This window comes from Propionispira arboris, from assembly GCF_900109225.1.
In the GTDB taxonomy this organism is placed as follows: domain Bacteria; phylum Bacillota; class Negativicutes; order Selenomonadales; family Selenomonadaceae; genus Propionispira; species Propionispira arboris.
Window position 1 is genome coordinate 64,592 of record NZ_FNZK01000013.1, and the last position, 24,528, is coordinate 89,119.

Here is a 24,528-nt window from a genome sequence, read left to right on the forward strand (position 1 = left end):
TATTAAAAATCAATGTGTCATTACACGTACATAACTCACGAAAGATTTTCATGATATCCCTTATTTTTATTGAAACATTATGCTATCCTTGCCTATAAAATAAATAAGTGAGAGTAGGCAAGTTTCATGGAAGTAACTGTTCAAAATTTTATTCGTGAACTGAATAAAGGCCCAGGGAAGCTATTGGTCGTCTTTGTGTTCAGTTGTAATAATTTGTTTAGTGCATTATATAGTGCCCACAAGTTTGCTTTCTATTTTTTTATTCAGGCTTTTCGTAGTGAAATATGCTGGTCAATTTTACGGTAATAGTCAATAATTTTTTTCAAAGCAGCTTCGATTTTATAATCGACTTCAAAAACGGCAATTGATTTTTTTTCTAATTGTTTTTTGACACCAGCACCAACTTTTTTACATAACAAACAACGGCAATCAAGAATTTGAACAATTTTTTCATTTATTTCCGTTTCATCATGACCACCACCGCATCCACCACCTTGACTTTTACAAGAACTCCCCGAACTGCAAGCTGAAGTATCTTGTCCTAATGCAGGATGTTCCGCGACTTGGTGCGGCAAAACAGTCGCAGGTGCTGTTCTGCCTAGCTGTTGAAAGCTTCCATCATCTTCAACACGAACAATCAAAAACGTTTCTGTGCTCCCAAAATGAGCATTGATTTCCACACCATCCGTAGAAGCAATTGCTATTTTGTATGCCATAAATGGCTCCTTTCTGCCAAATGATCCGTCTTCATATTCTTTCGTTTTGTTTAAAAGAAAAACCACAGACGGCTATAATAATATTTAGTGGTTGAACTATTATCTACGGTAGATTTCCCATCGATAAATTCATTTCTCCAAACAACATTTTTCCAAGGAACATACTCTGTACCAATTTCATACCCCTTAAAACCACCATCACCAACACTAGCAATATCGTAAGTTGTGCTTATTGTACTATTTTTTTCCATACGACGATATTGTGTATACAGTTTGTACGATCCAATTTGTGATACATCTGTTTTTTTATAACTAATTTGCAGCGAATATGCTTTATTCTCTTGATTTGCATTTGACTTTGCATAATCTAAGCTAGCCGAAAAATCCGGACTGAGTGGAAACGTTGCATAACCCTGCCAAACGTTTTTGCTTGTGCCAGCTACCGGACTAGAAAAATTATGATAAGCTAAACCAAGTTGTGCTGGACCAATATTTTTTGTAAGTTCCAGACTTCCATACGTATTCGTATCATTGTTGACATCAACTGGAGTCGAAATTTCCGTTCCATAACGACCTGTTATTTGGAAATTGTTTGCAAGTTTATAATTTGTTAAAATTCCTTTAAAAGCTCCATCATAAATGAGACCGTCAAGTACGGTTGCATGACGACCTTGGCGACCAATAGAGGTCGTACCACCAAAAATATTACCAGTCACATAGGCTTCATTTAAAGAAGTCCCTGTACCATTTTTACCGAGGGTTCCCGTTTCATATTGATCGGACTTGTTTAAGGTACTCGTATTTTGCAAGCGTGTTGTGAAGCTCCATTGATCGTCAATTTTATATGTTGTATAGATTCGTGTACGCGTAGAAAATGGATTACTTTTTGTTTTTACACCATGAGAATCCGTATCTTGATTTTGATATTGAAAATAATGTTCTCCCGAAAAAGAAATCCGATCAGCAAGGTTTTTTGCAGCAGGTTTTTCATTTTCCAAATGAACACCTAATGCCGTAAGTTCTGGTGAATATTCTGTCTGAAGTTTATCCAAAAGTGCTTTATCATCCGTATTAGCTTTATCAAAATTTGCAGTTGCTTTAGCCACAATGACCGCAATTTCATAGCGTGTCAAAACCGTATTTGGTTTAAATTGATGGTCTTCATTTTCAAAAACCCCATCTTTTTCCAGTTGTTGGATATTGCTGTATTCCCAGTTTTCCAAAGGAACTTTTTGAAAAGGATTGGCAGTAGCTGCTCCAGCAAATACGGTATGAGTCGACCCAGTCACCAATAAAATATTTAAAATAAGTGCTAAACTTTTTCTCATGTTTTTCCCCAACTTTCTATCTATTGTTTATAAACAATAGATTCTAAATGATCATCTCGATTCCTAAACTATAGTGGCTTTGCTAAGCCTAAAATGTAGGTTAACTTTTCTAGCTAAACAAATAAATTCGTTGATAAATAACGAAGACCCGTATCCGCTGCAATAACAACAATTCGTTTACCACTGTTTTCCGGGCGTTTTGCCAGTTTAGTTGCTATATGGATAGCTGCACCGGAAGATGTTCCCAATAAAACTCCATCGGATTTCGCAACGGCCCGAGCCGCTTCGTAGGCATGAATTGTTTCAACTTCAAAAGCTTCATCATAAATATCCGTATTCATTGTTTCCGGCACACGTTCTTTTGCAATTCCAAAAAAAGGATGTATCCCCGTAATTTCTTCCGGTTTTGGATTGGTATCACTTGGTATGGAATTAGGACCTGGCTGTATAGCAACAATTTGCAAGTTCGGATTTTTAGACTTCAAAAAAGCACCTGCACCAGATATGGTTCCACCAGTCCCCACCGTTGCAACCAGAATATCAATTTTTCCAGCTGTATCTTCCCAAATTTCAGGACCCGTTGTCCGTTTATGTATGTCTGGATTTACGGGATTTGCAATCTGATTAACAAAAAAGATATTTTTTTGCTTCGATAATACATTTTCTTCCAAGGATTTAATCGCGGCTACAAAATCGCCTTTGGTTTCAGCCAGCACGCTAGCTACTGCAGGTTCTTCTGATAGCTTGATTGTTTCTCCGCCAAAAGCCTGAATTACTTTGAATCTTTCCTGGCTGACCTGATCTTGGATATAGACACGGAATTTATACCCTTTAGCCGCAGCTATAGCAGCTAAACCAATCCCCGTATTGCCACTTGTTGTTTCGACAATCGTATATCCTTTTTTGAGTAATCCTTTTTGTTCAGCATCTTCAATCATCGCCAAAGCAATTCTATCTTTTATGCTTTGGTTGGGATTGAAATATTCAAGCTTTACCACCACCTCCGCTTTTAATTGGTTCTGCTGTTCATAATTGACAAGTTCCAGCAGCGGCGTATGCCCCACTAATTCTGTAATGGATTTATTTATTTTACCCATAAAAATGGACCTCCTCCACAATCATAACCGGCTTAGTTGAATCTGGTTTTCACAACTGAATAAATGTCTTCGATCAATTTTAAGCCGCCATCATAACCGACATAATAACTGTTCATCACTAAACGTTCATTCACCGGCCAGGAAACATTCAAGAAATGTGCATTTGTTTTCGCCGCAATGTCTTTTTCCCAATAACCACCAAGCAGCAATGGATAGCCATGATAATCCGTATTTTCTATCTCTTGTTGAATTTTATAACCATCCACGCCAAACTCCACAGCTGCTTCGATATCATAATTCAAATCTTTAAAATATCCTTCAATGTCATTTCGATATTGTTTTGGCGTATCATCGACAATATATTGTTTAGCGGGGAACAGCCCCATATCATTGACCAAAAACTTTGTAATTCCCAAAACATATTGTGCATCGGCTACCACGGAGAATTTTTTTGACATAACGCGAGTTTCGAGAAATAAATCGGCAAAACGTTCAATATAATAGTAATAATAGGCTTCTTTTTCGCTGATCAATTTTTCAATTTTCCCTTGATCGACTCCCGCAAAATTGCCGACTGCCCGCAGAAATTTACTTGTTTCAAAAGCACCGATTGGCAGTGTTGGATAATGTAAATACGGTGTGCCAAATTTTGCTTGCATCCGTTTTACATTTTCCAATCCAACCCAAGGTGAAACCAATAAATTAAACTGTGCTTCCGGAATTTTTTTTATATTTTCAATGCCACGTTTATACCCGAAAATAGTATTCGGAATCAGACCAAGTTCTGCCAAAAGTTTTTCGAGTTCACGCAAATTTCCCAGCCAAAATTCATCTTGATAGGGCACATCAGCCCATATATTGACTAAGCCTGGTGTCTTTTTTTCCGTAGGGCTTAAATATTGTTCAACAATTGCATCAACGACCCATTCATGCCCCTGATAATTATTGCCTTTAAAGCCAGGTGTCGAAGCAAAAATCACTGGTTTTTCCGCATCTTTAAAATCCGCCACAATTTCATCAACATTGTCCCCCACAATTTCTGGTGTGCAGCCAGTAAGTACCACATATAAATCCGCATCAATAACTTTCAGGGAATTTTCAATCGTGGAGTGCAGTTTTTTTTCGCCACCAAATACAACATCCTGTTCATTGATACTTGTACACGGAAAAATATTAGGTGAGAAATACCCGCTGCTGCCGGATGAATTTGATAGCTTCTGCGCACATCCCGCCCCCGAATGAAGAACGGGAATTGCCCGTTCAATTGCCTGTACGGTAGACATTGCCCCCATTGCACATTTATATCGCTGCTTATCTAATATCTTTGCCATAATCTAACGAGACCTCCATTTTCACTTTGCACTTTCGATAAACGTGCTGCCAAAAATCACTTTGTTTTTTCAAGAAACAAATCTAATTTTTGTTTATACCACCAGTCTGTATATGGCAGTTTAACCATCTTAGCCAGATTTTTTTCAAAGCTTCGGTTGCGAATCGTATCTAAAACGGTATGTGCAAACTCTAACGTTCTTTTGTAGCCAAAGATCATATATTCATCTGCTACATAAACGGCCGGATAGCCTTGTTTAATTGCCCAAACTGTCGATCCCGGATGCCTGGATAGATATAGATCCGGCTTATATGTGTTTAAAATATTAAGAATCTCAAAATTTTGCTGATCGGCTACACTGACCTCAAAATTCGGTGTATTTTTTAGCAGATAATCCATTGCTGGTGGAATATCGCCATTTTCATAACGTTTGTCATAATGCCAGGCGGCTGCCCAAACGACTTCCATACCAAGCTCTTGTAAAACTCTTGATACTTCAAAAGTATAGCCAGGTCCCATGCCCAAAACAGCCCGCAGACCTTCCAATTCTTTCTTAACTTCTTCAATCTGCGGTAAATATATGCTTCGTTCAGCTTGTATATATTGTTCGACTTCCGTTTCTTTATGAATTACTTTACCAATTTCGCGAAGCCAAGTTTCAAAGCCAACAACGCCCAGGGGATTAATTGTCCTTATATAAGGAACACCATATTTTTCTTCCAAACCATTTCCTAAATAATTTCCTAAAGTCCCGCAAATGCATACGGTAGCCAACGATTCAGAGATATGTGACAATTCTTCTACGGTCGCATTGGCATACAAAAAGACTGGCTCCACATCAAAGTTTTTAAATAGCGCAATAATATCATCACGAGCACTTTCATAAAAGTTCTTAAAATTAATTTTGTTACGTTTCTGTTTTGGTTCTTTTACAATCGTTGTCAAAACAGCATGATCCGAAAGATCAAAGCCGCTTGCCCAGATTCTCGATTTAAACCCTTCACAATGAATCGCGGCAATTGGTACATCAATCTCATCTCTGAGTTCGGCAACAATGCTGTCAATATCTTCGCCAATAATTCCTGTTGCACAAGAACTGCTGACAAATATAGCTTTGGGTTTATATCGTCGATTTGTTTCCACAACAATATCATGCAAGGAATCGCCAGCACCAAAAATTGTATCTTCTTCGCTCATATCCGTGCCAATATAAACGGTGTTATTTACTACGCCTCTTTTTTTCGCAACCTGTTTCGTAACCGTATAGATCTGCGCTCCCGTTACCGAGCAGCCTGCTGGTCCATGGTGAATAACGGCAACATCACGAATACCTGATAATTGTCCAAGTGCACACCCAGAAAGGCATGTACTAGATTGTGAAAAGCAGCGTACACCACCTTTTAACGATCCACAATTACTTTGATTTGCTAAATCTTGTAAATCACCTACATATCCGGTAATTGACCCAAGTCTGTTTTCTCTTGTCCCAATATCGGAAATATCGAGTTGCATTGCCATTTGACTTACCTCCTGCTTTTATGTGCTTCGTTCAGTTTATAAATTATCATACAAATCTTCGGTTAGTGTTAAACTGCCCCGATACCCGGCATAGGTACGATTGAATATCAAGCGATCCGTAATTGGAAAAGAAATTACACTACACTGAATATCTTTTTGTAAACCTATTTCCCGTTCATTTGTACTACCGATTAATAACGTAATCTCTTCATTTTCAGCTAAAGCTTTTGCGATATGATATTGATCTGACTCAAATAAAACCTGTGGTGGCTTTGCATACTCAAGTGAAGTCAAACGATTTTTTATCCGCTCCTTATCCTCCTCACGAAACATCGGTTCGGTAATAATGGTCAAAAGCGGTGTAAAACTATAATCATTTGCTAAATATCGCGTTAAACCAATTGCCATATTGGAATCCCCCACAATCGCAAAACGCTTCCAGCTGAGTGCCCCGATTGCTGTTTCGAGATAATTATAGACATACTCTTCTTCTTCTTCAGCGATAACCGCTTCAACCCGCACTGTATCAAGGTCAAGTGCTGCTGCTATCTGTCTGATAAAGTCTGTCGTATCGGTCGCACCAATTGGCAGTCCTTCAATACGAAGGCTTGGCACAGCAAACTCAGCTTCATATTGCTCGGCAGCATCCTTTAACAGCCAAGGATTTACGATAATATTTAACGCTGCAGCTCCAGAATTTTTAATTTCATCCATACCTTGATGCTGGGTAAAAAATGTATTAACCTCTAAACCAAGTTTATTTAAAATACGAGTCAATTCCTCGAAGTTTCCACTCCAGAAAGGATCATGATTGGGGATAATACCCAATAAATTCACCAGATTTTTCTGTTTAGGTCTTCCCTTTTCTACGATCTGATCCAAAAAAACTTTGAAAACAGTTTCATAACCATAATCACTATTGCCGGCAAAACCCGGTGTTTCTATCGCATAAATCGGATGACCTTTGGCGCGAAATTCATCAACAACACTTACAATATCATCACCAATAATTCCAGCCGTGCAACCAGTCAATACAAAATAAGCTTTTGCATCAATGACCTCAATCGTTCCTTGAATCGTACTGCGAAGTTTGTTCTCACCACCAAATACGACTTCTTTTTCTAACATATTTGAAGAGGGAATTGACACGCTCGATACAAAAAATGGTGTCTTACCTCCAGCCTGCCCCGACTCACCAGCACTTGTCTGCATGCAGCAGCCAGGCCCTGCATGAAAGATAGGACATGCCCTGTCAATGGCTCCTAATACTGCATTGATTCCCCCAAGAACACAATTACCTCTTGGATTTTCCGTTACTTTTGACATGGTTCAAACTCCTATCCTTCGATATATTTAAATGGATTTTCTGTGTACCAGCTTTCTCGATAAGGCAGTCTGGCATGTTTGGCAAGTTTCACATTGAACCCCGGATTGTCTACCTGATCAGCAATTTTATTGCCCAAATACAAAATACCATCATACCCCATCGTTGGTCGTTTCATATCTAAAACATGCGTAGTTGGAATACCAAGTCGTGCCGCCCAGGTTGGCACACCAATAAATACATCTGGCTTCAATCTCTTGACAAGATTAATCTGCTCAAACGGCTGCATATTGGCAATATCAACCACAAAATTCTTATGAATTCCATTCAAATATTCAATATCAAGTTGAGCATCAACATCATATGTAGGTGTTTCTAAGCCAACTAGTTCCATGCCAAAGTCCTCTAATAATGCCGCAGCCGCAAACGATCGCCCTGTACCGCCGCAAATAAATACTTTTTTACCTTGGAGCCGCTTTCTGATTTTTTCAATTTCCGGCAAAACCCGTGCATGCTCTTGTTCGATAATTGCTTCTGCTTCACTGGCTTTGCCAACAATCTTTGCGATGCCACGAAACCACTTATCGGTATTTCTTACACCAATTGGCATTACCGTATGGGAAAACGGAATATCATAGACATCGGCAAGTTCTTGCATAAACTCATCGGCAAAAACTTTACAAATGGAAGTTGACGCCACCGCTGCCGGTATTTTCTTTATTTTTTCTAGAGAACTGTAAAATGGGATATAATTTGCTTCTACCCCCAATGTCGCCAGCATTCTTTCAATTTCCAGCTGGTCTTTATAACTTACGGTTGTTGGTGCAAATAAATTGATCAAATTTGGTATCTTCTCAATTTTTTCTTTATTTAAAATGTACTTTGTTATCGAAATAAAGGCCGCATCAAAACCAGATGCACAAACTTTTGATTTAAAACCTTCACAATGAATCGGTATCAATAAGGCTTTATTCGTTTGTTGTAAATCTCGAATGACTGCATCAACATCATCACCAATAATGCCAGATGCACATGAGGTAAAGATAAAAATCAATTTCGGATCATAACGTTCCCCGGCATAGGTAATCGCTTCCTGAAGTTTTTTTTCACCCCCGAAAACTACATCGTTTTGATCAATATTGCTCACGATAATCCGTGGATTTTTTATCAGCTTCACACCACGATGCGCCTGTCCTACACGAAAAACATCGGTCGCCATTGTAGTACATCCTATGCAACCTTGCGGTGAATGAGCAATAAACACCGCATCATCCAACGACATTAATGCTGCCATACTGTTGATCTGTTGGCATTGCAGTCCTTGTGCGAAACTTCGATCCGCCTTTTTTAGACAACCCTTGTTAAAATCCTGTTCTAAATTTTGGCTGGTATCGCCTAAATCATTGAATGTATGGGGCCTGCTTTCACGAATCCCCGAATATATTTCACCCACGCAGCTTCCTCCTCATTTAAAAGCTCATAACTCGGTTAGCTTAAAGCCACCAGACATCAGCCTATTTCATTCACTATATTAAATATAATACATATTTTCTGCCGAAATAATTCGTGCCAAAAACTGTTTCGTTCGTTCCTCTTTGGGGTGTCGGAAAATTTCTGCCGGAGTACCCTCTTCGACAATAAAACCACCATCCATAAAGACAACTTTGCTCGCAACATCTTGCGCAAAAGACATTTCATGTGTGACAACAATCATCGTAATACCACGCTCAGCCACACTTTTTATAACCGCGAGTGTTTCACCAACCAGTTCAGGATCAAGTGCTGAGGTTGGTTCATCAAATAAGATAACCTCTGGATCTAAGACCACGGCTCTGGCAATTCCAACACGCTGCTGCTGTCCCCCTGATAACTGGCATGGATATGCATCTTTTTTTGCCAATAACCCCACCCAAGCCAATGTATCTTCTGCTTTTTTTTTCGCATCCGCATATGGTACATGCCGTGCTGTAATCAGCCCTTCCATAACATTTTCCAAGGCTGTTTTATTATGAAACAAGCTATAATTTTGAAAAACGAACGCTGTTTTGCGTCTAATTTCCAAAATTTCTTTGCTTGAAGCTTTTTTCAAATCTACCGTTTGCTCACCAATTGTCAATGTACCGGCATCGGCTTTTTCCAAAAAATTAATGCAGCGCAATAAAGTTGTTTTTCCTGAACCACTTGGTCCAAGTATTACAATGACATCGCCTTTGTTAACCTGAATAGAAACATCGTGTAATATCTCATTTTTTCCAAACGACTTTTTTGCATTTTTAATTTCGATCATACTAAATTCCTCCTGTATTTATCACCCCGTTTTTCAATACGCATGGCAAATTTTTCGACAAGGATTGTAAAAATCCAATAAATCAAAGCAGCAGCGATATAGCCTTCAAAAAAAGCATATGTTTTTGAAGCTGGAATAACAGAACCTGCCAGCACTTCCGTTATTCCAATAACCATAACAATCGAAGAACCTTTAATGGTACCCACAATATTATTCGTCAGCATCGGCAATGCTACTGGAATAACCTGGGGAATAATAATCCGTCGCAACGTTTGCAGCCTCGTCAAACCTACTGAATACCCTGCCTCATACTGCCCCTGGTCAACGGAGAAAAACGCACCTTTTATGGATTCTTCCATATAGCAGGTCGCATGCAGTGATAAAGCAAAAATACCAATCCAAATCGTATTAATGTCAGCCATGCTGATGCTTAAATGTAAAACTGCTGCAAAATTATTGAATGCAGCCATAAACAAAAGATGATAAATCATCAAGGCTACGACAAGCGGTATACCCTGATATAACGTAATCAAAACAGCCAATAACGGGGCGAAAAATGGAATTCTATAAACCCGAATTACAGCGATCAAGATTCCCAAACATAAGCCAACCAATATTGGAATAAAGGTCAGTTCAAAGGTATTCGGCAGATACTCGATACCCGATCGCACAGAGTCATAAAAATAAATAAAATTAAAACCCATCGTATCTCCTTATCTGCCATAGGCTAATTTTTTATCTAAAAGATAAAACGCACCTTTGACCAGCAAACTGATGATAATAAAAAATATCGCAATAAAAACATACGCTTCTAATACATGTTTTGTAGCTGTCCCAATAGTTTTTGCTCTTCCCATAATGTCTACAACACCAATTAAAAATGCCAATGATGTATTTTGAAACAACCCGATAAAGTCAGAACCAAAACTCGGAACCGCTACCCGCACTGCCTGAGGCAGGATAATCCGCCGAAAAGCTTGAAATTGTGTCAAGCCAACAGAGTAAGCCGCTTCCAGTTGTCCAGTCGGTATCGCTAAAATAGAGCACCTAAAGATCTCCGATAAAAAAGCTCCCTGATTGAGTATATATGTAATATATACAAAAATAATTTTATCCCAACGATTTACATTAATATTGAACAATTGCTGCATCACGATCGGAATCCCGTAAAATACAACCAACAATTGAACCAACATTGGAGTACCACGCATAAAAGATACATAAATCCCCGCCACCTGATGAAGAATCGGTATTTTTTTTATCCGGATCACGGCAACCAGCAGAGCCAAAATGACACCAAACAGCGTAGCATAAAAAACAATTTTAAAAGTAACCGGTAGATACGCTACAATTTGGGGTATATTTGTAAAAAACCTGTCCCAATCAAACAAATCCACCATCGCTATTTACTCACTTTCTGTGTAATTACCACCAATTACTTTCGTAGAAATCTCAGCTAATTTACCCGATTCTTTTAATTTTTTCAAAGCTCCATCAATTGCCGTCTGCAATTCCGTATTACCTTTCGCAAACACAAAGTAAGTCTTGGATGTAGCAACAGGTTCCCCCACTTGTTTGAGAACAGCCTTCCCGTTACCATATGCCTTATTGAATTTATCCGCATCGCGTTTTGTTACAATGACTGCATCCCAGACCCCATTATTAATGCCAACAACCGTTTCTTCATCTGTACTATTATCGGCATAAGCCAAAATGATTGGATTATCTTTGTGCGTTTCATTGAATTTTTCCAAAAGATACGTTGAATTACTGCCAGTTGAAGTCTTGACCTTCTTGCCCTGTAAATCACTTAAAGAATGAATCGTTTCATTTTTTGCCGCTACTGTAACATACGTTGTATACGTCGTATAACTTTCTTGTCCGAATAAATATTTTTTCTGACGTTCTTCATTTGATTCATACTGATGTGCACCAATATCAATTTTGCCAGCATCTAATGAAATAAGCACATTCGCAAAATCATACGTCTGAAATTCAAATTTATACTGCGGCAATAATTCATTAACTGCTTTTAATACCTCATATTCATAACCGCTTAAATTTCCATTTTTATCTAAAAAGCAATATGGTTCATAATTATTACCCGTACCGACAATAATTGTCTTTACATTAGTATCACTTGTCTTCGTCTCATTGTTTGTGCCGCATGCCGTAAGCAGGACAATACTTACTAAACTCAGCATTAGTATGGTAAGGATTTTGCTAATTTTTAAATTTTTCATAGTTTCCACCTTTGACCTTTCAAAATTTATAATATAATTTCTTTTATTGCATCTATAACAGTATGTTCTTAAACCTACCATCATATAGTTAACAATCGCTGGATTGGCATAAAAAAAGAGGTTATAAAATATGCATAATGCAAATTTTATAACCTCTAGTTTTCTAGTCAGTTGATAAACGTTATGTAATTTTTAAGCTATACTGTAAAGGATAAAATGTATAACATAAACCTACAGATATTTCCGGCAAAGTAATATCATACTCCAATTATATGAATACTATGAATATCATTCTATTATTTATATGAAACTTTGTCAACTATATTTTTTAAAACTACTAATCATGTGTGATTAATATATTTTCAAAAACTTCCATAAATGACGATAGCACTAGATCAAATTGAACACGCACTGTCATTTTAAGGCATAAAAAAACGCCCCACATTAAAATGAAGCGTCTATTTTGAAGAATTTACCGCTAAAATTTTAAAAATATTAAGAAGATGCTTACTCACTATTCCATAGCAGCATACAACCACCCCGAATACAATCTACTATATATCCTTAAATCTTCCTGAGTTTTTTTATCCCCTGCAATCGTTCTACGACATCACGCAACGTAGATAATTTAATAGCAATTTGTCGGTGTAAATTTATGAAAATTGCCTCTCCGTTTATATATTATATTCTTCTTGCGGTAGGATGCGACGGAGAAACGTTTTCGTGCGTTCTTCTTTGGGTCTGAGAAATATTTCTTTGGGCGGTCCTTCTTCAACAATCTTGCCATCTGCCATGAACACGACATTTGTCGCAACATCAGCAGCAAATTTCATTTCATGCGTCACAATAACCATTGTTTTCCCTTCTTTTGCCAGCTGTTTAATAACAGCCAATACTTCTCCCACAAGTTCAGGATCAAGGGCTGAAGTTGGTTCATCAAACAAAATAACATCCGGTTCCACAGCAATTGCTCTGGCAATACCTACTCGTTGCTGCTGTCCACCAGAAAGTTGAGACGGATAAAAAGAAGCCCGATCCGCAAGTCCGACTTTTTCTAAAGCCTTCATGCCAATTTCAACTGCTTTTGTTTTCACAATTCCTCTACCCACAATGAGACCCGTCGTTACATTTTCTAAAGCTGTTTTATTTTGAAATAAATTATAATTTTGGAAAACAAATGCTGTTTTTTGGCGAATTTTGCCAATTTCTTTGGAAGACACTTTATGCATGTCAATAGATATGGTGTCAAATTCCATCTCGCCTTGATCGGCTCGTTCCAAGAAATTCATGCACCGCAGCAAAGTTGTTTTTCCTGAACCGCTAGGTCCCAAAACAACAACGACATCACCTTTTTCGACCGTGATATCAACACCTTTTAAAACTTCTTCCTGCTTATATTTTTTATATATATTTTTTACTTTCAACATTTTATCCACCTACTTTTGTTTACTGAGACGATACCGTCCCATATGTGCTTCAGCAAAATGGAATAACACCTGCGCAATTGAACAGATGATAATATACCCCACAAAAACATCCAAATAAGCCTCAATGTAGTTATACCCATAAGAAGCTGAAACTTTCGCCACTGCAGTCATATCTTTTACCGTCATCAAAAAAGCCAGTGATGTTCCTTTAATTAAATTCACCGTAAGATTACAAAGATTCGGCATAGCGACGACCATTGCCTGTGGCAGTAAAATATGAACATATGCCTGTACTTTCGTTAGCCCTGCACATTCAGCGGCTTCAAGCTGTCCTTTTTCAACACTACCAAACGCTGAACGCAGTACTTCGGATAAAAGCGCGATAATATTTAACGTAAATACAATATATGCATAAAAAATAGGGTCCCAGTCAAACACATTAATATCAAATGACCAGGCTTTCATCAGTGCGTTAAGCAGACTTGGCAACAAACTATAAATCATGAGAATCTGCAATACAATGGGCGTACCTCGAACAAATGTGACATAAGCACTCACAGGCACTTTCCAAAGGCTCTTGCCTTTTTGCAAGCGAATAAGAGCGATCGTGAAAGCGAAAGGGGCTGCCGCCAAAAGAGGTATAATGGTAAGTTTAAGCGTAGTTGGCACAGCTGCCAAAACAATATAAAATGTATCGATTAAAAATTTATAATTGATTTCCATTGCTATTCCTCCCTTGTCAAGCTGCCTGTTTATGCCGAGAAAATCTTTGTTCAATCCAAAGGAATAGTTTTTCCATACCAATGGTAAGCATTAGATAAATCAATGCCAAAGCCAAATACGTTTCCATTGCATAGGCACCATAATTCATCGATACAATAAGCTGCCCCTTACCGATAAGATCAATAAATCCGATGGTATAGGCTAACGAGCCATCCTTCATTAAACTAATGACCGAGTTGCCAAAATTCGGCAAAGCCACGACGGTCGCCTGGGGTAAAACAATATGAAAAAACGCCTGCCACGGACTAAGACCAATACTAACAGCCGCTTCATACTGTCCGTGATCAATCGCTTCATATGCAGACCGCATAACTTCAGAAACAGGTGCAGCAAAAAGAAGGGTGAAGCTTATAATTACAAAAAATAATTTGTCATAATCATTGATATTTGTATCTAATACTTCCAAACAAAATTTAGGTAAACCGTAAAACACAATAAACAAAAGTACGATCGGCGGCGTGCAGCGAATGATATACGTATAAGCTTGTGCCAATCGCTGAAAAAGCTGGTAAGAACCCTCTTTCGCCCAAGCCAATAGCCCGCCGGCAATGGAACCAAAAAAGATCGTTCCCACTACCACAGCAAGCGTTGCTGACAAAAAGGGCAGCAATATTGGAAAAACATCAACTAAAAATTGTAGAGAAAATGGACGCATAGGAATTCTCTCCTTTAAGCAATCAGTCTTTTACATATTGGAAAAGATCTTCACCAAAATATTTATTTTCGAGTTCCTTAATCTTCCCACTATCTTTTAATTGTTGAATTGCTTTATCATAATCATCAGCCAATTGCTGATTCTTTTTATTGAAAACTGGATAGGTTGGAATCGCTTTATATCTTACAAATGAAAGTTTATCCGCTAAATTGTGGTAAGAACCGGTTTCTTTTTCTACATTGCTTTTGTAGCTAAGTTCAATATCAATATAAGCATCATAACGACCTTCTAAAACCCAGGTATATGCATCAGCAACCGTAAAAGCTTCCGAAGAAACCAACTTAATTGGTGTATCCGCATGCGTTTTATTAAAAGCTTCAATAACATTATATTGAGCATTTTGTGGTGCAATCGGTACTAGCTTGCCACTAAACTTGGCAAAGGATTCAATATCCTTAATCTGCTCAGCATTATCTTTACGATATACCAAACCGATAACACTTGCGCCCACTGGTTCTTTCGGGAAAATGAATTTTTCCTTACGAGCTTCAGTGAGCCATGCACCTTTTGTACCCAGATCGTATTTCCCCGACTCAACGCCAATTAAAAGATCATCATCTGAGGTTGGCACAAATTCAAATTTATACTGTGGCAAAAGTTTTTGTACTTCTTTTAATACGGCAACTTCAAAGCCATCGGATTCACCCTTATCATTCACAAAATCATAAGGTACGTAAGCTTGTGTATGTGCAATATGAACAACTTTAGGTCCGCCCTCGGCTGCACCGGAAGATTTGTCCACTGTCTTGTTTGCGCCGCCGCAGCCAACTAGCCCCAAAGCAAGACCCGCTACGATAAATAAACCAAAAACATTTTTCAATTTCATAATTTCCAACTCCTTACAACTTTTATCAAATAAATTTACTTTTTCCCTGCGTCACGTACCCATTCAAGACGCTCTAGCGCCAATCCGCGAGGTACAGTACAATCAGCTCCCAATAAAATGCCTTCACGACCTGCTTCTGCAAGCAAACGCTGTGTTTCCGCTTTGACGGCTGCTTCATCACCTTTAGCGAGAATGTCTTCTACCGTGTTGCCAAAGCCACCAATGACAGCTTTTCCGCCGAAGATTTTTTTCCCTTCTGCCAAGGAAATATTTTCTACAATCGCCGCCCAATTATATGCTTTCACCTCATAATTAACATACCAAGTCAAATCATTATGGTGTCCATCATAACCACAAATATGCAAAACATTATTCGGATTCGCATGGTTTGCTGCTTGTAATATTTTTTGTTCACCTGGAGCAAAAACATCTAAATATACATCCTTTGTAATGCGTGAATCATCAATATTCTGTACACTGAAATAAATACCATCCGCACCACCTTCTTTTATGATTCGTTCAGCTAACGTTGCGATATCTTGTGCAATTACGTCCAGCCCATGTTTAACAGCCTCTTTATCTGCCGCAATAAAGTCACCAAGTAAGGTTTTATTATAATTCGGTAATGACCATTCGAGTACACGTGCTGGGGCAAAAATATTATAAAAGGTGAATACTTCTCGTTTAATAAATTTCTGTAATTCTTTGACTAAAGCAACTTGTTTTTCAATCCAAGGATGATCTTTACCAAGTGGCTCTAATTTGCCAAAATCTACTGCCGAATGAATAGCAGCGAACGCTGGATGCGGATAAATAAAATATCCATCACTCATAAGTTTCACAAAGTCCGGTTTGAATGCCTCATAAAAAGCTCGATGCCCCTCAATATTTTTTTCAGAAAGTGTTGGATCGGTAGATGCATCTGCCTGATCTTCATTCTCTAGAAAATGAAACCAAAATCCAACAGGTACTCGTTCTACTTTTTTATTTTCCAATGCCGATTCCACAAGTTCTCTCTTTGTCTGTGCCATAAAAAATTCACCATACCTTTTCTTTATTTCTAAAATAATTGCGCAAAAACATATAATTAATATATGTTTTATTTATTAAAATAGCATAGTTGAACAGTATGTCAAGTATGAAATTAATTTTTATTCTGCAAATGCTGTAATATTGTAATATATATATTTCTCTCATAAATAAAAAACTGCACAGAGTATGTTCTCACTCCATGCAGTAAACAAATAAATCATATTTTTCTGTCACCATTCATTGACTCAATTTCCCATGATTAATCGCAATATTATTATAGCTTACTCAATCTTTGGTATCCTTCAGTTCATGTTTTTTCCCAATTGCTAAAGTATCATGTCTTTTAATTTTGTAGTCCAATCGTTCTATAGTTCTTTTCATTGCTTCTTGTTTTTCATATAGTTTTCGCCATTGTTCAATCAGCAGTTTTTTTCTCGCTGCAATTGTCGAATCACCCTGTTGAAAAAGTGCCACATACTCAATCAGTATCTCGATTGGCGCCCCTGCAACTCGCATTCATTTGCTAAACTCAACCCATTTACAGTCTTCTTCCGTATAATCATAGATACCACTTTTATTACGATGCACTGTCGAAACAAGTCCAATGTGTTCATAATGCTGTCGACAAAATTCACCTTGTTGCCTCGCTTGTTTTAATACAAAATATAAAGTAAATTTTCCTCGCTAAAATTTACTTTATATTTCTCAAAATCTGCCTTGTTTTGAAAACACTATTTTGAATAGTGCCATCAAAATACCAACGCAGACAATCCTAAAAGTTTTTATACTACAATCTTCCTATTCGAATTTAATAACTACGATACAATTTTTCCTTATTGATATAATGTTCAACGTTTTCCGGTACAATATAGCAAATGGACTTACCCGCCCGTACTTTTTCCCGAATCTCGGTTGAAGATATCTCTAGTTCAGGAGTTTTCAGCCGGAAAATCCGTCGTTTTCCCGTTTCTCCGAAATGATGAATCACCGCTTTGATCGCTCCAATTGACCCTTGGCGGGGAGCGACTATCACTTTGCACAAGCACAGCAATTCGTCAATACCATACCAATGTGGCAAGCTTCGAATGAGATCAGACCCGATGATCAGATAGAGTTCGGTGTTCTCACCATAGTTTTTCTTCAAGGATTTAACCGTGTCTATGGTATAGGATGGACCATTGATTTCCACAAGGGGTAACACATTGAAATAAAGATTGGAATCTGTTGCCAGCAGTGCCATCCTATAACGATGCTGGACCGACGTGACCGCCATTTGCTGTTTATGCGGCGGACAAGTGTCCGGAATTAATACCACTTGATCCAGTCCATATTCCATTCGAGCCGCATCGGCTGTCACCAAATGCCCCATATGAATCGGATCGAATGTCCCTCCCATAATACCAATTCTTCGTATTGCCTGCATGCCACCACGTCCGTTCCGCTATCCATTTATACCACAAAAACTAACAGTGCCCTTGATCTTGATTAATTCTTGCTATGGCATCCAATGTTAAACAGTTTACTTACCTAAATTACCACATACAGTAAACTCGAAGTCAACAAATATGTGCCAACCCCTTTCAAAGCTGAAAATCCCTTTTACAAATGGTTTATTCGCGAATAAAGTTTGTAAAGATCCCTTGTTCTTTTTTTGGTAAAGCAACACCATTTTCCAAACCAGCTTCCTTACATTTAAGGGAAAATACCATATTGCTTGCAATGGTTCGCATACGCTGCATCTCAGACAGTCTCCCAGACTGTTTTATACATTTTTTCATTTAATTTTGATGACAAAAGCTATCTTAGTCCAGAGAAATCAATTCATATTTATCATTGCCCATTTTCAATTTGCGCATGGCATCCAACTGATGCAGCCCATGACGGGATTCTATACGTTCTACGAGATCATGTTTTTCATTTTCTGGTTTTTCATAGACCAGATCTACCGATGCTTGATCAATTGCCAGTATGTCTGTCGATGCCAAAATGCCGATATCGGAAATTGTTGGCTCTGCTGCACGCACACCAGCACAATCACAATCTACTGACATACGGCGTAAAACGTTGAGGTAAATGATATGTTTGCCGAAATAATCAACCGTTGCTTTACCTGAATCCGCCATATTTTCCATAAATAAATCTTTTGTATCCATCTCGTTCCAATCCGCACCTTCTGGCGCCGTTGGTTTTTTAAATCCATGAACCATATGCTTGCCAATTTTTCCATCAGCACAGCCAATAGCAATATTCTTGAGCGATCCGCCAAATCCGCCCATAGCATGACCTTTAAAATGTGTAAGTACAATCATCGAATCGTAATTCACGATATGGCTGCCCATTGATACTTCTTTAAGATGGAGTGCATTTCGAACTGGCAGCATAACTGCGCCGTCCTCGTCCATTATATCTACTGGACAAAATGTCCAGCCATTAACCTCTAGCGTCTTACGATGCTTCTCCGTAGTATTTCGATCTCCGGTATACATTGTATTCGTTTCAACGATTGCACTATCAGGAACCTTCGCTTGAAAAGCTTTTACCATGTCACGCGGCAAAATATTAGGACCATGCTGCTCACCTGTATGCAATTTAATTGCAACTTTTCCATAGATGCCCTCGTCGATCTTATCATACAAACGAATTAAATGGTCTGCATCAATCTGTTTTGTAAAATATACTTTTGCTGTAGAACCAACCGTCCTTGCACCACCCGTTACATCTGTACTGCCAATAACAGGTGCCTGCGCAAGCACTTTTTCCACTCCACCAATACTAGCAGATAGAGCTGCCCCAACCGCTGCCGAACCAGCCAATTTAACAAAATCACGTCTTGAAATCCCCATTTAAAACATCCCTCCTAATTTGTTTGATATTACCTGTTCTTTTTTAGTTTACAACCTGCAGTTAACTCTAAGTCAAGAAATTTGTTCATTTCTTTTCGTTCTTTATTTTTTTACTTCGATGACCTAGTTGATTTTTACTAAAATAAATTTTTATTGAAATTGCCGTCTTTTCTCTATCTAAAACATTAATTTTTGATATCTGTCAAAGCGGCGAATTCTTTCTGACTCTTATAATGTGCAATACGCTCTTCAAGTCGTTCAATCGTTGCTTTGAGTGCCTGAGACCCAAGAACCATACGGAGTGGTGCCGGATTTTTATCAACGCTCTCAATAATACACTGCGCCATCTTAGCCGGATCGCCAGGTGCTAATCCTCTCGCTGCATCAAGCATATTAAGAAAGCCATGGCACGATTCATATTCTGGCATGAGATTGGCCACTTTTGCACTGTCATAACGAAACTCTGTACGTGCTCCGCCCGGTTCGATAATCGTTACGCCTATATTGAACTGCTCTACTTCCTGAGCTACCACTTCACAGAACCCTTCAATACCAAACTTTGTCGCATGATACATTGAATTTGCCGGATAAGCAACTTGACCGCCATAGGATGAAATCTGAAGAATCCGTCCGCCTCCCTGTAACCTCTCATATATGGCAGAACCGAACGAATCAACTGGCACGACGTTGATCGTTAATAACAATATCTGGCCCCGTCCGCAGAAAACCATATAGCTCCTCATGGGTGCCGTTTGTAATTTGAATACCAATCGCCGGATATTTTACTGTGAAATATAACAAACCTCCGCAGCTTCCGTAAAATTTTTGCAACGAACAACTGCTTGAAAATAACGGATTTGTTTTATCATATTGACCCTCCGTACACATATCTACTAATATCTATCATTTATTCTACCATTTCATGACAATGATACCAATGGCGATTGTGCTAATTTTTCGCCATCAGGTAACTTTCTATTATACGCTTACCTCATAGCTTTCTCCCAATCATAATAAACAATGAATAGTTCAATATAACGCCCTCAATATTTTTTACATCTTTGTAAAACGTACTCGAACGTAACCCTTTGTAGCCAAGTTTTACAAGGATTTGCTTCAATTCAGTTTGATTAAAACCATTATGCCCATTAAAATCTGTCTCTGCTTTATGAAAACTACCATCGTCTTCATCTAAATCCACAATGCACAGACACCCGTTTTGCTTTAGTAATTTATATAAGTTTGCCAAAGTTGTATCAACATCGACAATATGATGTAATGCCATAGATGTATAGATTAAATCATATTTAGGTGTTAACAAATAATCATCATTAATATTGTGTTGATAAGCTGCCATATTTTTTACTTTATGCTGTTTGATTTTTGTGTTTAATGTATCGACCATACCTTTTGCTGTGTCAATGCAAACTATATCTTTAAGCTTGTCATAAAGATTAAAACTGACAAGACCCGTTCCACAACCAAATTCTAAAGCACTATAAGACTTTTCAATTTCAGTGGCAGAAGCTATTTCTGCCGCAATGACCTTTGCTCTGTTTATTCTTTTTTCATTATCCCAACTTATAGACTGAACATTAAAATTCATTTTTTAACCTCTTGTTATATTGCAGTCATAGCCTATCGCAGACTACGCTAAAAGAAAAACTTACCATCAATCCGATCATCCCTCATTCTATCAAAAATATCAGTATCAGAAAAGTAAAAAGTGAACGTTTGGCTGTTAATTCATTTTTTCTGCATATTTTCGCTTGCATTCACCGTTAAAATCGATATAATTAATAGATAAAGCTTATTTTCTTCAGCTGCCGGAGGAGCGTCCGTCAGTTTACAACAAACAACTAAATAGCTAGGGAGTCCGTGTTTCGGACTGAGAGGAAGCTTCAGCTTCGACCGACCTGCTGGAATGTTCTGTAGGACTTGCTATTTTGTGTTAGTGAATATGATTTTTTTGACAATATGCAGTCGCTGCCGGAACTTTCGGACAGCGGCTTTTCTGTTTTTCAAAACTTTATATCAAAGGGGTATTTTTTTATGCAAAGAAACGCACATCTTTTTAAACTTATTGTCCTATCGATGCTTGTTGCACTTGGTGTCGTTATCTCACCCATTCTTCGAATCGAAGGTATGTGTCCAATGGCACATTTTATCAACATTACCTGTGCTGTACTACTTGGACCATGGTATGCACTTCTATGTGCGACCACGATTGGAGTACTGCGTATGCTGCTTATGGGGATTCCGCCACTAGCACTGACAGGTGCTGTATTTGGAGCCGTATTGTCCGGACTGCTCTATCGAGCATCGGGTGGCAAGCTCATCTATGCTGTTCTCGGTGAAGTCATCGGCACCGGTCTCATCGGTGCCATTGTATCTTATCCGGTTATGGCTTTGCTCTATGGAAAAACTGAGCTCACTTGGATGTTCTATGTACCACTTTTTATCTCTGGCACGCTGATCGGCGGTACAATTGCCTACTTCTTTCTCATTGCGATGCGTAAAAACGGTATGCTCAAAACAATGCAGCAAAAGCTAGGAGCGAAAATCTATGATAAATAAAGCAACGCTCATCGCCGATCTTCTCAATATAAAACACAAGATCCGCCTTGCCAGTCCACTCATTCATTGCCTTACCAATCCCATCTCGATTAATGACTGCGCAAATATCGTACTTGCATCCGGTGCCAAACCAATCATGGCTGAACATCCTGCTGAAGTTGCTCAGATTACAGCTGCAGCTGCTGCTTTGGCCGTAAATCTCGGCAATGTCACGGACGCCCGCCTTGGATCTATGCTAATCTCTGGTAAAGTTGCCCATGAGAAATCAATTCCTTCCATCATCGACCTTGTTGGCATTGCCTGCAGTGACTTTCGCCTGGAATTCGCCCAAAAGTTCATTGCTGCGTGTCAGCCAAATGTTCTTAAAGGAAACCTCTCCGAGCTAAAAGCTCTCGCCGGTCTTAGTAATAATGCCTGCGGCATTGATGTTGGATCAAGCGATACTCTCTCCCCGGACACAATCACTATGCTACAGACACTGGCCCGCAAAAACAAAGCGGTAATCATTGCAAGTGGTCCAACCGACATTATAACCGATGGAACCACGACCTTTCTCGGCAATAATGGCACAGCAGAACTAACTAATATAACCGGCACTGGATGCATGCTCAATGTACTCACTGCAGCTTGCATCTTTTCACAAAATATCTTCAACGGCTGCTTATTATCCATTACCATTCTCGGTATTAGTGGTGAACTTGCTGCCGAAAACTCCACTGGTCCCGGAACCTTTCGGGCTGCCTTACTCGATGCAGTATATAATATGACAGATGAAGAATTTGCAAATCGAATGAAGCTAAAAAAAGCTTAAACTCATGAAGTACACAACCTAAAAAGACCTGTGGCGGAGGGATAATTTATTTTATCCCTCCCTGTACAGGCCTTTTTTCATCATCTGTATTATTATTTGAATAATATCATTTTTATAATTTATTTAGATCTTTTCTGAAGGTGCCTAGCCATAGCTAAATCTGCTTTAGCTAATTTTTTCCGACCTACTATCTTATAGCAATTTTCCCTCACATATAAAGTGCTGACTGATCCGGTGCTAAAGCAATTGCCTTTGTATGCTCATCAATCGCCATTGCGATATTGTTTATTTTCTTATAAAGTTCTGCCCCATCTATATAAATCGGTATAAAATCCGGTTTCAAAACGATACATTTTTAATAGGAATTTTTCTTTTAACAGTTAACATTTCGCTTGAGCTTATATACTAAAAGGTTTATACTTGTATAAAATTTAAAAACTTATTAAGCTATTATAACAGAATATTTAGACTATATAAAAACTACAAAGCGATGAGCAAAGCTGTTTCAGCGTTTATAATAAAAGGATGGTGAAAAAGTATGAATAAAAAATTGGCGCATAAATTAAAACAGAAAAAGAAAACTGATTCATTAACAACGTTAGATTCTTTTATGACCGAAGCGGTGCACAACACATTAACCGCGCAAACGAAGTATTTTATGCTGGATGGCTCAGCGGAAGGCGTTCATGATTTACGAATTGCATTGAGAAAACTGCGAGCCTATTTATCTTTTGCTGCCTTACTATATTCTGTTGAATCGCAAGAATATTGGAAAAATATTTTGCAAAGTTGGAGCGTACGTACGGCAGAAATCCGGGAATTGGATGTACTGCAAGATGAATGGTCGAAAGCAGGCAGCTTGCTGAACATAGATAGTTTGCAAGATCCGTTGAACGGTTACTTGTTAAAGCATAGAAATAATCTACTGGCCTTGTTTAGCGAGTCCCTGCAAACGGGCAAATTGACCGAAGATTTACAAGCCTTTTTATTTTGGATTTTAAATGAAAAAACACAAGTTAAAGAAGATTCTTGGCAAAGTTATACGGATTGGCGATTAAAAAAATGGTTAAAAAATTTGCGTCAGCAACTGAAAAATATAGATATTATGGATAATGAAGCGATACATCGCTTACGGATTAAATGCAAAAAAAACCGCTATATATTGGAGTGGTATTCACGTACACGAAAAGATCAGAAAGCAGCTCGTATAGCAACTGTTTTGAAGCAGTTGCAGGATTATTTAGGAGATATTCATGACCTTGAGCCTGAGGTTGAATTGCTTAATAAGTTAGGCGGCAACGCTCAAGAAAGTGAGCTGTTAAAAGAAATTGCGCTGCTTAGCGGCTGGCAAGCCAAGCGTGCGTATGATGCATTTCAGGCTTTTTCCGCTCAAGGAAAAGACAGTTATTGTACTTTGGTATTGGAAAAATAAAATAAATATAGGCACAATAGAGATTAAGCTGCTCAGCTCACCCTCTATTGTGCCTATATTATGCTCATCTACTTTGTTAAGTTGTGCCTATCACACAACCCTTGATTTCATGGGTGTAGCTGAGTGGGTTCGAACCACGGACTCATTGAATACCAGCTAAGCAGGGAAATAGGCAAAAGATTAGATTTATTTTTGCTGCCATAGACAATCACCTACGCCCATAACATTTATAAAACAAA

Annotated in this window: 28 protein-coding genes; 3 read left to right on the forward strand and 25 right to left on the reverse strand. The window is 38.4% G+C overall.

All coding sequences use genetic code 11. The annotated features are described in order from the left end of the window. Nucleotides 1-263: 263 nt before the first annotated feature. From BMY14_RS12945 to BMY14_RS13050, 24 genes are all read right to left on the reverse strand, one after another. Entirely contained in the window at nucleotides 264-716 is a 453-nt protein-coding gene (locus tag BMY14_RS12945) for a NifB/NifX family molybdenum-iron cluster-binding protein (RefSeq protein WP_091832528.1), read from the reverse strand. Between the two features lie 50 nt (nucleotides 717-766). Further along, nucleotides 767-2,044: a hypothetical protein gene (locus BMY14_RS12950; protein WP_091832531.1), complete on the reverse strand. Its 1,278-nt coding sequence runs from the start codon at nucleotides 2,042-2,044 to the stop codon at nucleotides 767-769. A gap of 113 nt (nucleotides 2,045-2,157) precedes the next feature. Continuing rightward, nucleotides 2,158-3,141, reverse strand: coding sequence for a PLP-dependent cysteine synthase family protein (locus BMY14_RS12955; RefSeq protein WP_091832534.1), 984 nt, complete (start codon nucleotides 3,139-3,141; stop codon nucleotides 2,158-2,160). A gap of 32 nt (nucleotides 3,142-3,173) precedes the next feature. Next, nucleotides 3,174-4,472, reverse strand: a complete 1,299-nt coding sequence (locus tag BMY14_RS12960; protein ID WP_091832537.1) for a nitrogenase component 1 — start codon at nucleotides 4,470-4,472, stop codon at nucleotides 3,174-3,176. A 56-nt stretch (nucleotides 4,473-4,528) separates the two neighbouring features. Continuing rightward, complete coding sequence (locus tag BMY14_RS12965; RefSeq protein ID WP_091832540.1) at nucleotides 4,529-5,989, reverse strand: nitrogenase component 1; 1,461 nt, start codon at nucleotides 5,987-5,989, stop codon at nucleotides 4,529-4,531. A gap of 36 nt (nucleotides 5,990-6,025) precedes the next feature. Beyond that, the gene (locus tag BMY14_RS12970; RefSeq protein ID WP_091832543.1) at nucleotides 6,026-7,315 is read right to left on the reverse strand and encodes a nitrogenase component 1; all 1,290 of its coding nucleotides are present in this window, start codon (nucleotides 7,313-7,315) and stop codon (nucleotides 6,026-6,028) included. 11 nt (nucleotides 7,316-7,326) lie between these two features. After that, nucleotides 7,327-8,766, reverse strand: coding sequence for a nitrogenase component 1 (locus tag BMY14_RS12975; protein WP_091832546.1), 1,440 nt, complete (start codon nucleotides 8,764-8,766; stop codon nucleotides 7,327-7,329). A gap of 78 nt (nucleotides 8,767-8,844) precedes the next feature. Then, nucleotides 8,845-9,600 carry an amino acid ABC transporter ATP-binding protein gene (locus tag BMY14_RS12980; RefSeq protein ID WP_091832549.1) on the reverse strand — a complete coding sequence of 252 codons (756 nt, stop codon included), beginning with the start codon at nucleotides 9,598-9,600 and terminating at the stop codon, nucleotides 8,845-8,847. Further along, on the reverse strand, nucleotides 9,597-10,304 hold the full coding sequence (locus BMY14_RS12985; RefSeq protein WP_091832552.1) for an amino acid ABC transporter permease: 708 nt from the start codon (nucleotides 10,302-10,304) through the stop codon (nucleotides 9,597-9,599). Before BMY14_RS12985 ends, BMY14_RS12980 begins: the two co-directional genes overlap by 4 nt. A gap of 9 nt (nucleotides 10,305-10,313) precedes the next feature. After that, a complete protein-coding gene (locus BMY14_RS12990; RefSeq protein ID WP_091832554.1) occupies nucleotides 10,314-11,000 on the reverse strand; it encodes an amino acid ABC transporter permease in 687 nt (228 codons plus the stop codon). 6 nt (nucleotides 11,001-11,006) lie between these two features. Further along, nucleotides 11,007-11,843 carry a transporter substrate-binding domain-containing protein gene (locus BMY14_RS12995; RefSeq protein WP_091832557.1) on the reverse strand — a complete coding sequence of 279 codons (837 nt, stop codon included), beginning with the start codon at nucleotides 11,841-11,843 and terminating at the stop codon, nucleotides 11,007-11,009. 674 nt (nucleotides 11,844-12,517) lie between these two features. After that, entirely contained in the window at nucleotides 12,518-13,270 is a 753-nt protein-coding gene (locus BMY14_RS13000) for an amino acid ABC transporter ATP-binding protein (protein ID WP_019553702.1), read from the reverse strand. Nucleotides 13,271-13,279: 9 nt separating this feature from the next. Next, the gene (locus tag BMY14_RS13005) at nucleotides 13,280-13,993 is read right to left on the reverse strand and encodes an amino acid ABC transporter permease (protein ID WP_091832560.1); all 714 of its coding nucleotides are present in this window, start codon (nucleotides 13,991-13,993) and stop codon (nucleotides 13,280-13,282) included. A 16-nt stretch (nucleotides 13,994-14,009) separates the two neighbouring features. Continuing rightward, nucleotides 14,010-14,708 carry an amino acid ABC transporter permease gene (locus tag BMY14_RS13010; RefSeq protein ID WP_091832563.1) on the reverse strand — a complete coding sequence of 233 codons (699 nt, stop codon included), beginning with the start codon at nucleotides 14,706-14,708 and terminating at the stop codon, nucleotides 14,010-14,012. Between the two features lie 22 nt (nucleotides 14,709-14,730). Then, a complete protein-coding gene (locus tag BMY14_RS13015; protein ID WP_091832566.1) occupies nucleotides 14,731-15,594 on the reverse strand; it encodes a transporter substrate-binding domain-containing protein in 864 nt (287 codons plus the stop codon). A gap of 35 nt (nucleotides 15,595-15,629) precedes the next feature. Beyond that, the gene (locus BMY14_RS13020; protein WP_091832569.1) at nucleotides 15,630-16,625 is read right to left on the reverse strand and encodes a uroporphyrinogen decarboxylase family protein; all 996 of its coding nucleotides are present in this window, start codon (nucleotides 16,623-16,625) and stop codon (nucleotides 15,630-15,632) included. A 286-nt stretch (nucleotides 16,626-16,911) separates the two neighbouring features. After that, on the reverse strand, nucleotides 16,912-17,100 hold the full coding sequence (locus BMY14_RS20890) for a MerR family transcriptional regulator (protein ID WP_245741411.1): 189 nt from the start codon (nucleotides 17,098-17,100) through the stop codon (nucleotides 16,912-16,914). A gap of 334 nt (nucleotides 17,101-17,434) precedes the next feature. Continuing rightward, a complete protein-coding gene (gene nadD / locus BMY14_RS13030) occupies nucleotides 17,435-18,049 on the reverse strand; it encodes a nicotinate-nucleotide adenylyltransferase (RefSeq protein ID WP_091832572.1) in 615 nt (204 codons plus the stop codon). Between the two features lie 187 nt (nucleotides 18,050-18,236). Beyond that, entirely contained in the window at nucleotides 18,237-18,365 is a 129-nt protein-coding gene (locus BMY14_RS21035; protein WP_281246442.1) for a hypothetical protein, read from the reverse strand. A 63-nt stretch (nucleotides 18,366-18,428) separates the two neighbouring features. After that, the gene (locus BMY14_RS13035; RefSeq protein WP_091832575.1) at nucleotides 18,429-19,469 is read right to left on the reverse strand and encodes a DUF362 domain-containing protein; all 1,041 of its coding nucleotides are present in this window, start codon (nucleotides 19,467-19,469) and stop codon (nucleotides 18,429-18,431) included. A gap of 185 nt (nucleotides 19,470-19,654) precedes the next feature. Continuing rightward, nucleotides 19,655-20,173: an SDR family NAD(P)-dependent oxidoreductase gene (locus BMY14_RS13040; protein ID WP_218144903.1), complete on the reverse strand. Its 519-nt coding sequence runs from the start codon at nucleotides 20,171-20,173 to the stop codon at nucleotides 19,655-19,657. Next, on the reverse strand, nucleotides 20,142-20,270 hold the full coding sequence (locus BMY14_RS21040) for a hypothetical protein (protein WP_281246443.1): 129 nt from the start codon (nucleotides 20,268-20,270) through the stop codon (nucleotides 20,142-20,144). The genes BMY14_RS13040 and BMY14_RS21040 overlap by 32 nt, the downstream gene beginning before the upstream one ends. Then, nucleotides 20,252-20,338, reverse strand: a complete 87-nt coding sequence (locus BMY14_RS21185; RefSeq protein WP_091832578.1) for a helix-turn-helix domain-containing protein — start codon at nucleotides 20,336-20,338, stop codon at nucleotides 20,252-20,254. Before BMY14_RS21185 ends, BMY14_RS21040 begins: the two co-directional genes overlap by 19 nt. Before the next feature lie 122 nt (nucleotides 20,339-20,460). Continuing rightward, a complete protein-coding gene (locus BMY14_RS13050; protein ID WP_091832580.1) occupies nucleotides 20,461-21,075 on the reverse strand; it encodes a class I SAM-dependent methyltransferase in 615 nt (204 codons plus the stop codon). 446 nt (nucleotides 21,076-21,521) lie between these two features. Between BMY14_RS13050 and thiW the strand changes: the two genes are divergently transcribed. Together thiW and thiM are read left to right on the forward strand one after the other, a co-directional pair. After that, entirely contained in the window at nucleotides 21,522-22,046 is a 525-nt protein-coding gene (thiW, locus tag BMY14_RS13055; protein WP_091832583.1) for an energy coupling factor transporter S component ThiW, read from the forward strand. Then, nucleotides 22,036-22,857 carry a hydroxyethylthiazole kinase gene (thiM, locus tag BMY14_RS13060; RefSeq protein ID WP_091832585.1) on the forward strand — a complete coding sequence of 274 codons (822 nt, stop codon included), beginning with the start codon at nucleotides 22,036-22,038 and terminating at the stop codon, nucleotides 22,855-22,857. The genes thiW and thiM overlap by 11 nt, the downstream gene beginning before the upstream one ends. A 208-nt stretch (nucleotides 22,858-23,065) precedes the next feature. Here thiM and BMY14_RS21045 read toward each other — a convergent pair whose 3' ends face one another. Further along, nucleotides 23,066-23,200 carry a hypothetical protein gene (locus BMY14_RS21045; RefSeq protein WP_281246444.1) on the reverse strand — a complete coding sequence of 45 codons (135 nt, stop codon included), beginning with the start codon at nucleotides 23,198-23,200 and terminating at the stop codon, nucleotides 23,066-23,068. 195 nt (nucleotides 23,201-23,395) lie between these two features. Here BMY14_RS21045 and BMY14_RS13065 point away from each other — a divergent pair, with 195 nt between their 5' ends. Then, a complete protein-coding gene (locus BMY14_RS13065) occupies nucleotides 23,396-24,289 on the forward strand; it encodes a CHAD domain-containing protein (protein ID WP_091832586.1) in 894 nt (297 codons plus the stop codon). Nucleotides 24,290-24,528 lie beyond the last annotated feature (239 nt).

Excerpts from the sequence above, each read along its gene's own strand:
- BMY14_RS12970 (WP_091832543.1), bottom strand. The coding sequence starts at position 7,315 with ATGTCAAAAGTAACGGAAAATCCAAGAGGTAATTGTGTTCTTGGGGGA.
- BMY14_RS12945 (WP_091832528.1), bottom strand. The coding sequence starts at position 716 with ATGGCATACAAAATAGCAATTGCTTCTACGGATGGTGTGGAAATCAAT.
- BMY14_RS12960 (WP_091832537.1), bottom strand. The coding sequence starts at position 4,472 with ATGGCAAAGATATTAGATAAGCAGCGATATAAATGTGCAATGGGGGCA.
- thiM (WP_091832585.1), top strand. The coding sequence starts at position 22,036 with ATGATAAATAAAGCAACGCTCATCGCCGATCTTCTCAATATAAAACAC.
- BMY14_RS12990 (WP_091832554.1), bottom strand. The coding sequence starts at position 11,000 with ATGGTGGATTTGTTTGATTGGGACAGGTTTTTTACAAATATACCCCAA.
- thiW (WP_091832583.1), top strand. The coding sequence starts at position 21,522 with ATGCAAAGAAACGCACATCTTTTTAAACTTATTGTCCTATCGATGCTT.
- BMY14_RS13065 (WP_091832586.1), top strand. The coding sequence starts at position 23,396 with ATGAATAAAAAATTGGCGCATAAATTAAAACAGAAAAAGAAAACTGAT.
- BMY14_RS12950 (WP_091832531.1), bottom strand. The coding sequence starts at position 2,044 with ATGAGAAAAAGTTTAGCACTTATTTTAAATATTTTATTGGTGACTGGG.
- BMY14_RS12955 (WP_091832534.1), bottom strand. The coding sequence starts at position 3,141 with ATGGGTAAAATAAATAAATCCATTACAGAATTAGTGGGGCATACGCCG.
- BMY14_RS21035 (WP_281246442.1), bottom strand. The coding sequence starts at position 18,365 with ATGCAGCGTATGCGAACCATTGCAAGCAATATGGTATTTTCCCTTAAA.
- BMY14_RS12965 (WP_091832540.1), bottom strand. The coding sequence starts at position 5,989 with ATGGCAATGCAACTCGATATTTCCGATATTGGGACAAGAGAAAACAGA.
- BMY14_RS13035 (WP_091832575.1), bottom strand. The coding sequence starts at position 19,469 with ATGGGGATTTCAAGACGTGATTTTGTTAAATTGGCTGGTTCGGCAGCG.
- BMY14_RS12995 (WP_091832557.1), bottom strand. The coding sequence starts at position 11,843 with ATGAAAAATTTAAAAATTAGCAAAATCCTTACCATACTAATGCTGAGT.
- BMY14_RS13015 (WP_091832566.1), bottom strand. The coding sequence starts at position 15,594 with ATGAAATTGAAAAATGTTTTTGGTTTATTTATCGTAGCGGGTCTTGCT.
- BMY14_RS13010 (WP_091832563.1), bottom strand. The coding sequence starts at position 14,708 with ATGCGTCCATTTTCTCTACAATTTTTAGTTGATGTTTTTCCAATATTG.
- BMY14_RS13005 (WP_091832560.1), bottom strand. The coding sequence starts at position 13,993 with ATGGAAATCAATTATAAATTTTTAATCGATACATTTTATATTGTTTTG.
- BMY14_RS21185 (WP_091832578.1), bottom strand. The coding sequence starts at position 20,338 with ATGATAAAACAAATCCGTTATTTTCAAGCAGTTGTTCGTTGCAAAAAT.
- nadD (WP_091832572.1), bottom strand. The coding sequence starts at position 18,049 with ATGCAGGCAATACGAAGAATTGGTATTATGGGAGGGACATTCGATCCG.
- BMY14_RS12980 (WP_091832549.1), bottom strand. The coding sequence starts at position 9,600 with ATGATCGAAATTAAAAATGCAAAAAAGTCGTTTGGAAAAAATGAGATA.
- BMY14_RS13020 (WP_091832569.1), bottom strand. The coding sequence starts at position 16,625 with ATGGCACAGACAAAGAGAGAACTTGTGGAATCGGCATTGGAAAATAAA.
- BMY14_RS13000 (WP_019553702.1), bottom strand. The coding sequence starts at position 13,270 with ATGTTGAAAGTAAAAAATATATATAAAAAATATAAGCAGGAAGAAGTT.
- BMY14_RS13050 (WP_091832580.1), bottom strand. The coding sequence starts at position 21,075 with ATGAATTTTAATGTTCAGTCTATAAGTTGGGATAATGAAAAAAGAATA.
- BMY14_RS12985 (WP_091832552.1), bottom strand. The coding sequence starts at position 10,304 with ATGGGTTTTAATTTTATTTATTTTTATGACTCTGTGCGATCGGGTATC.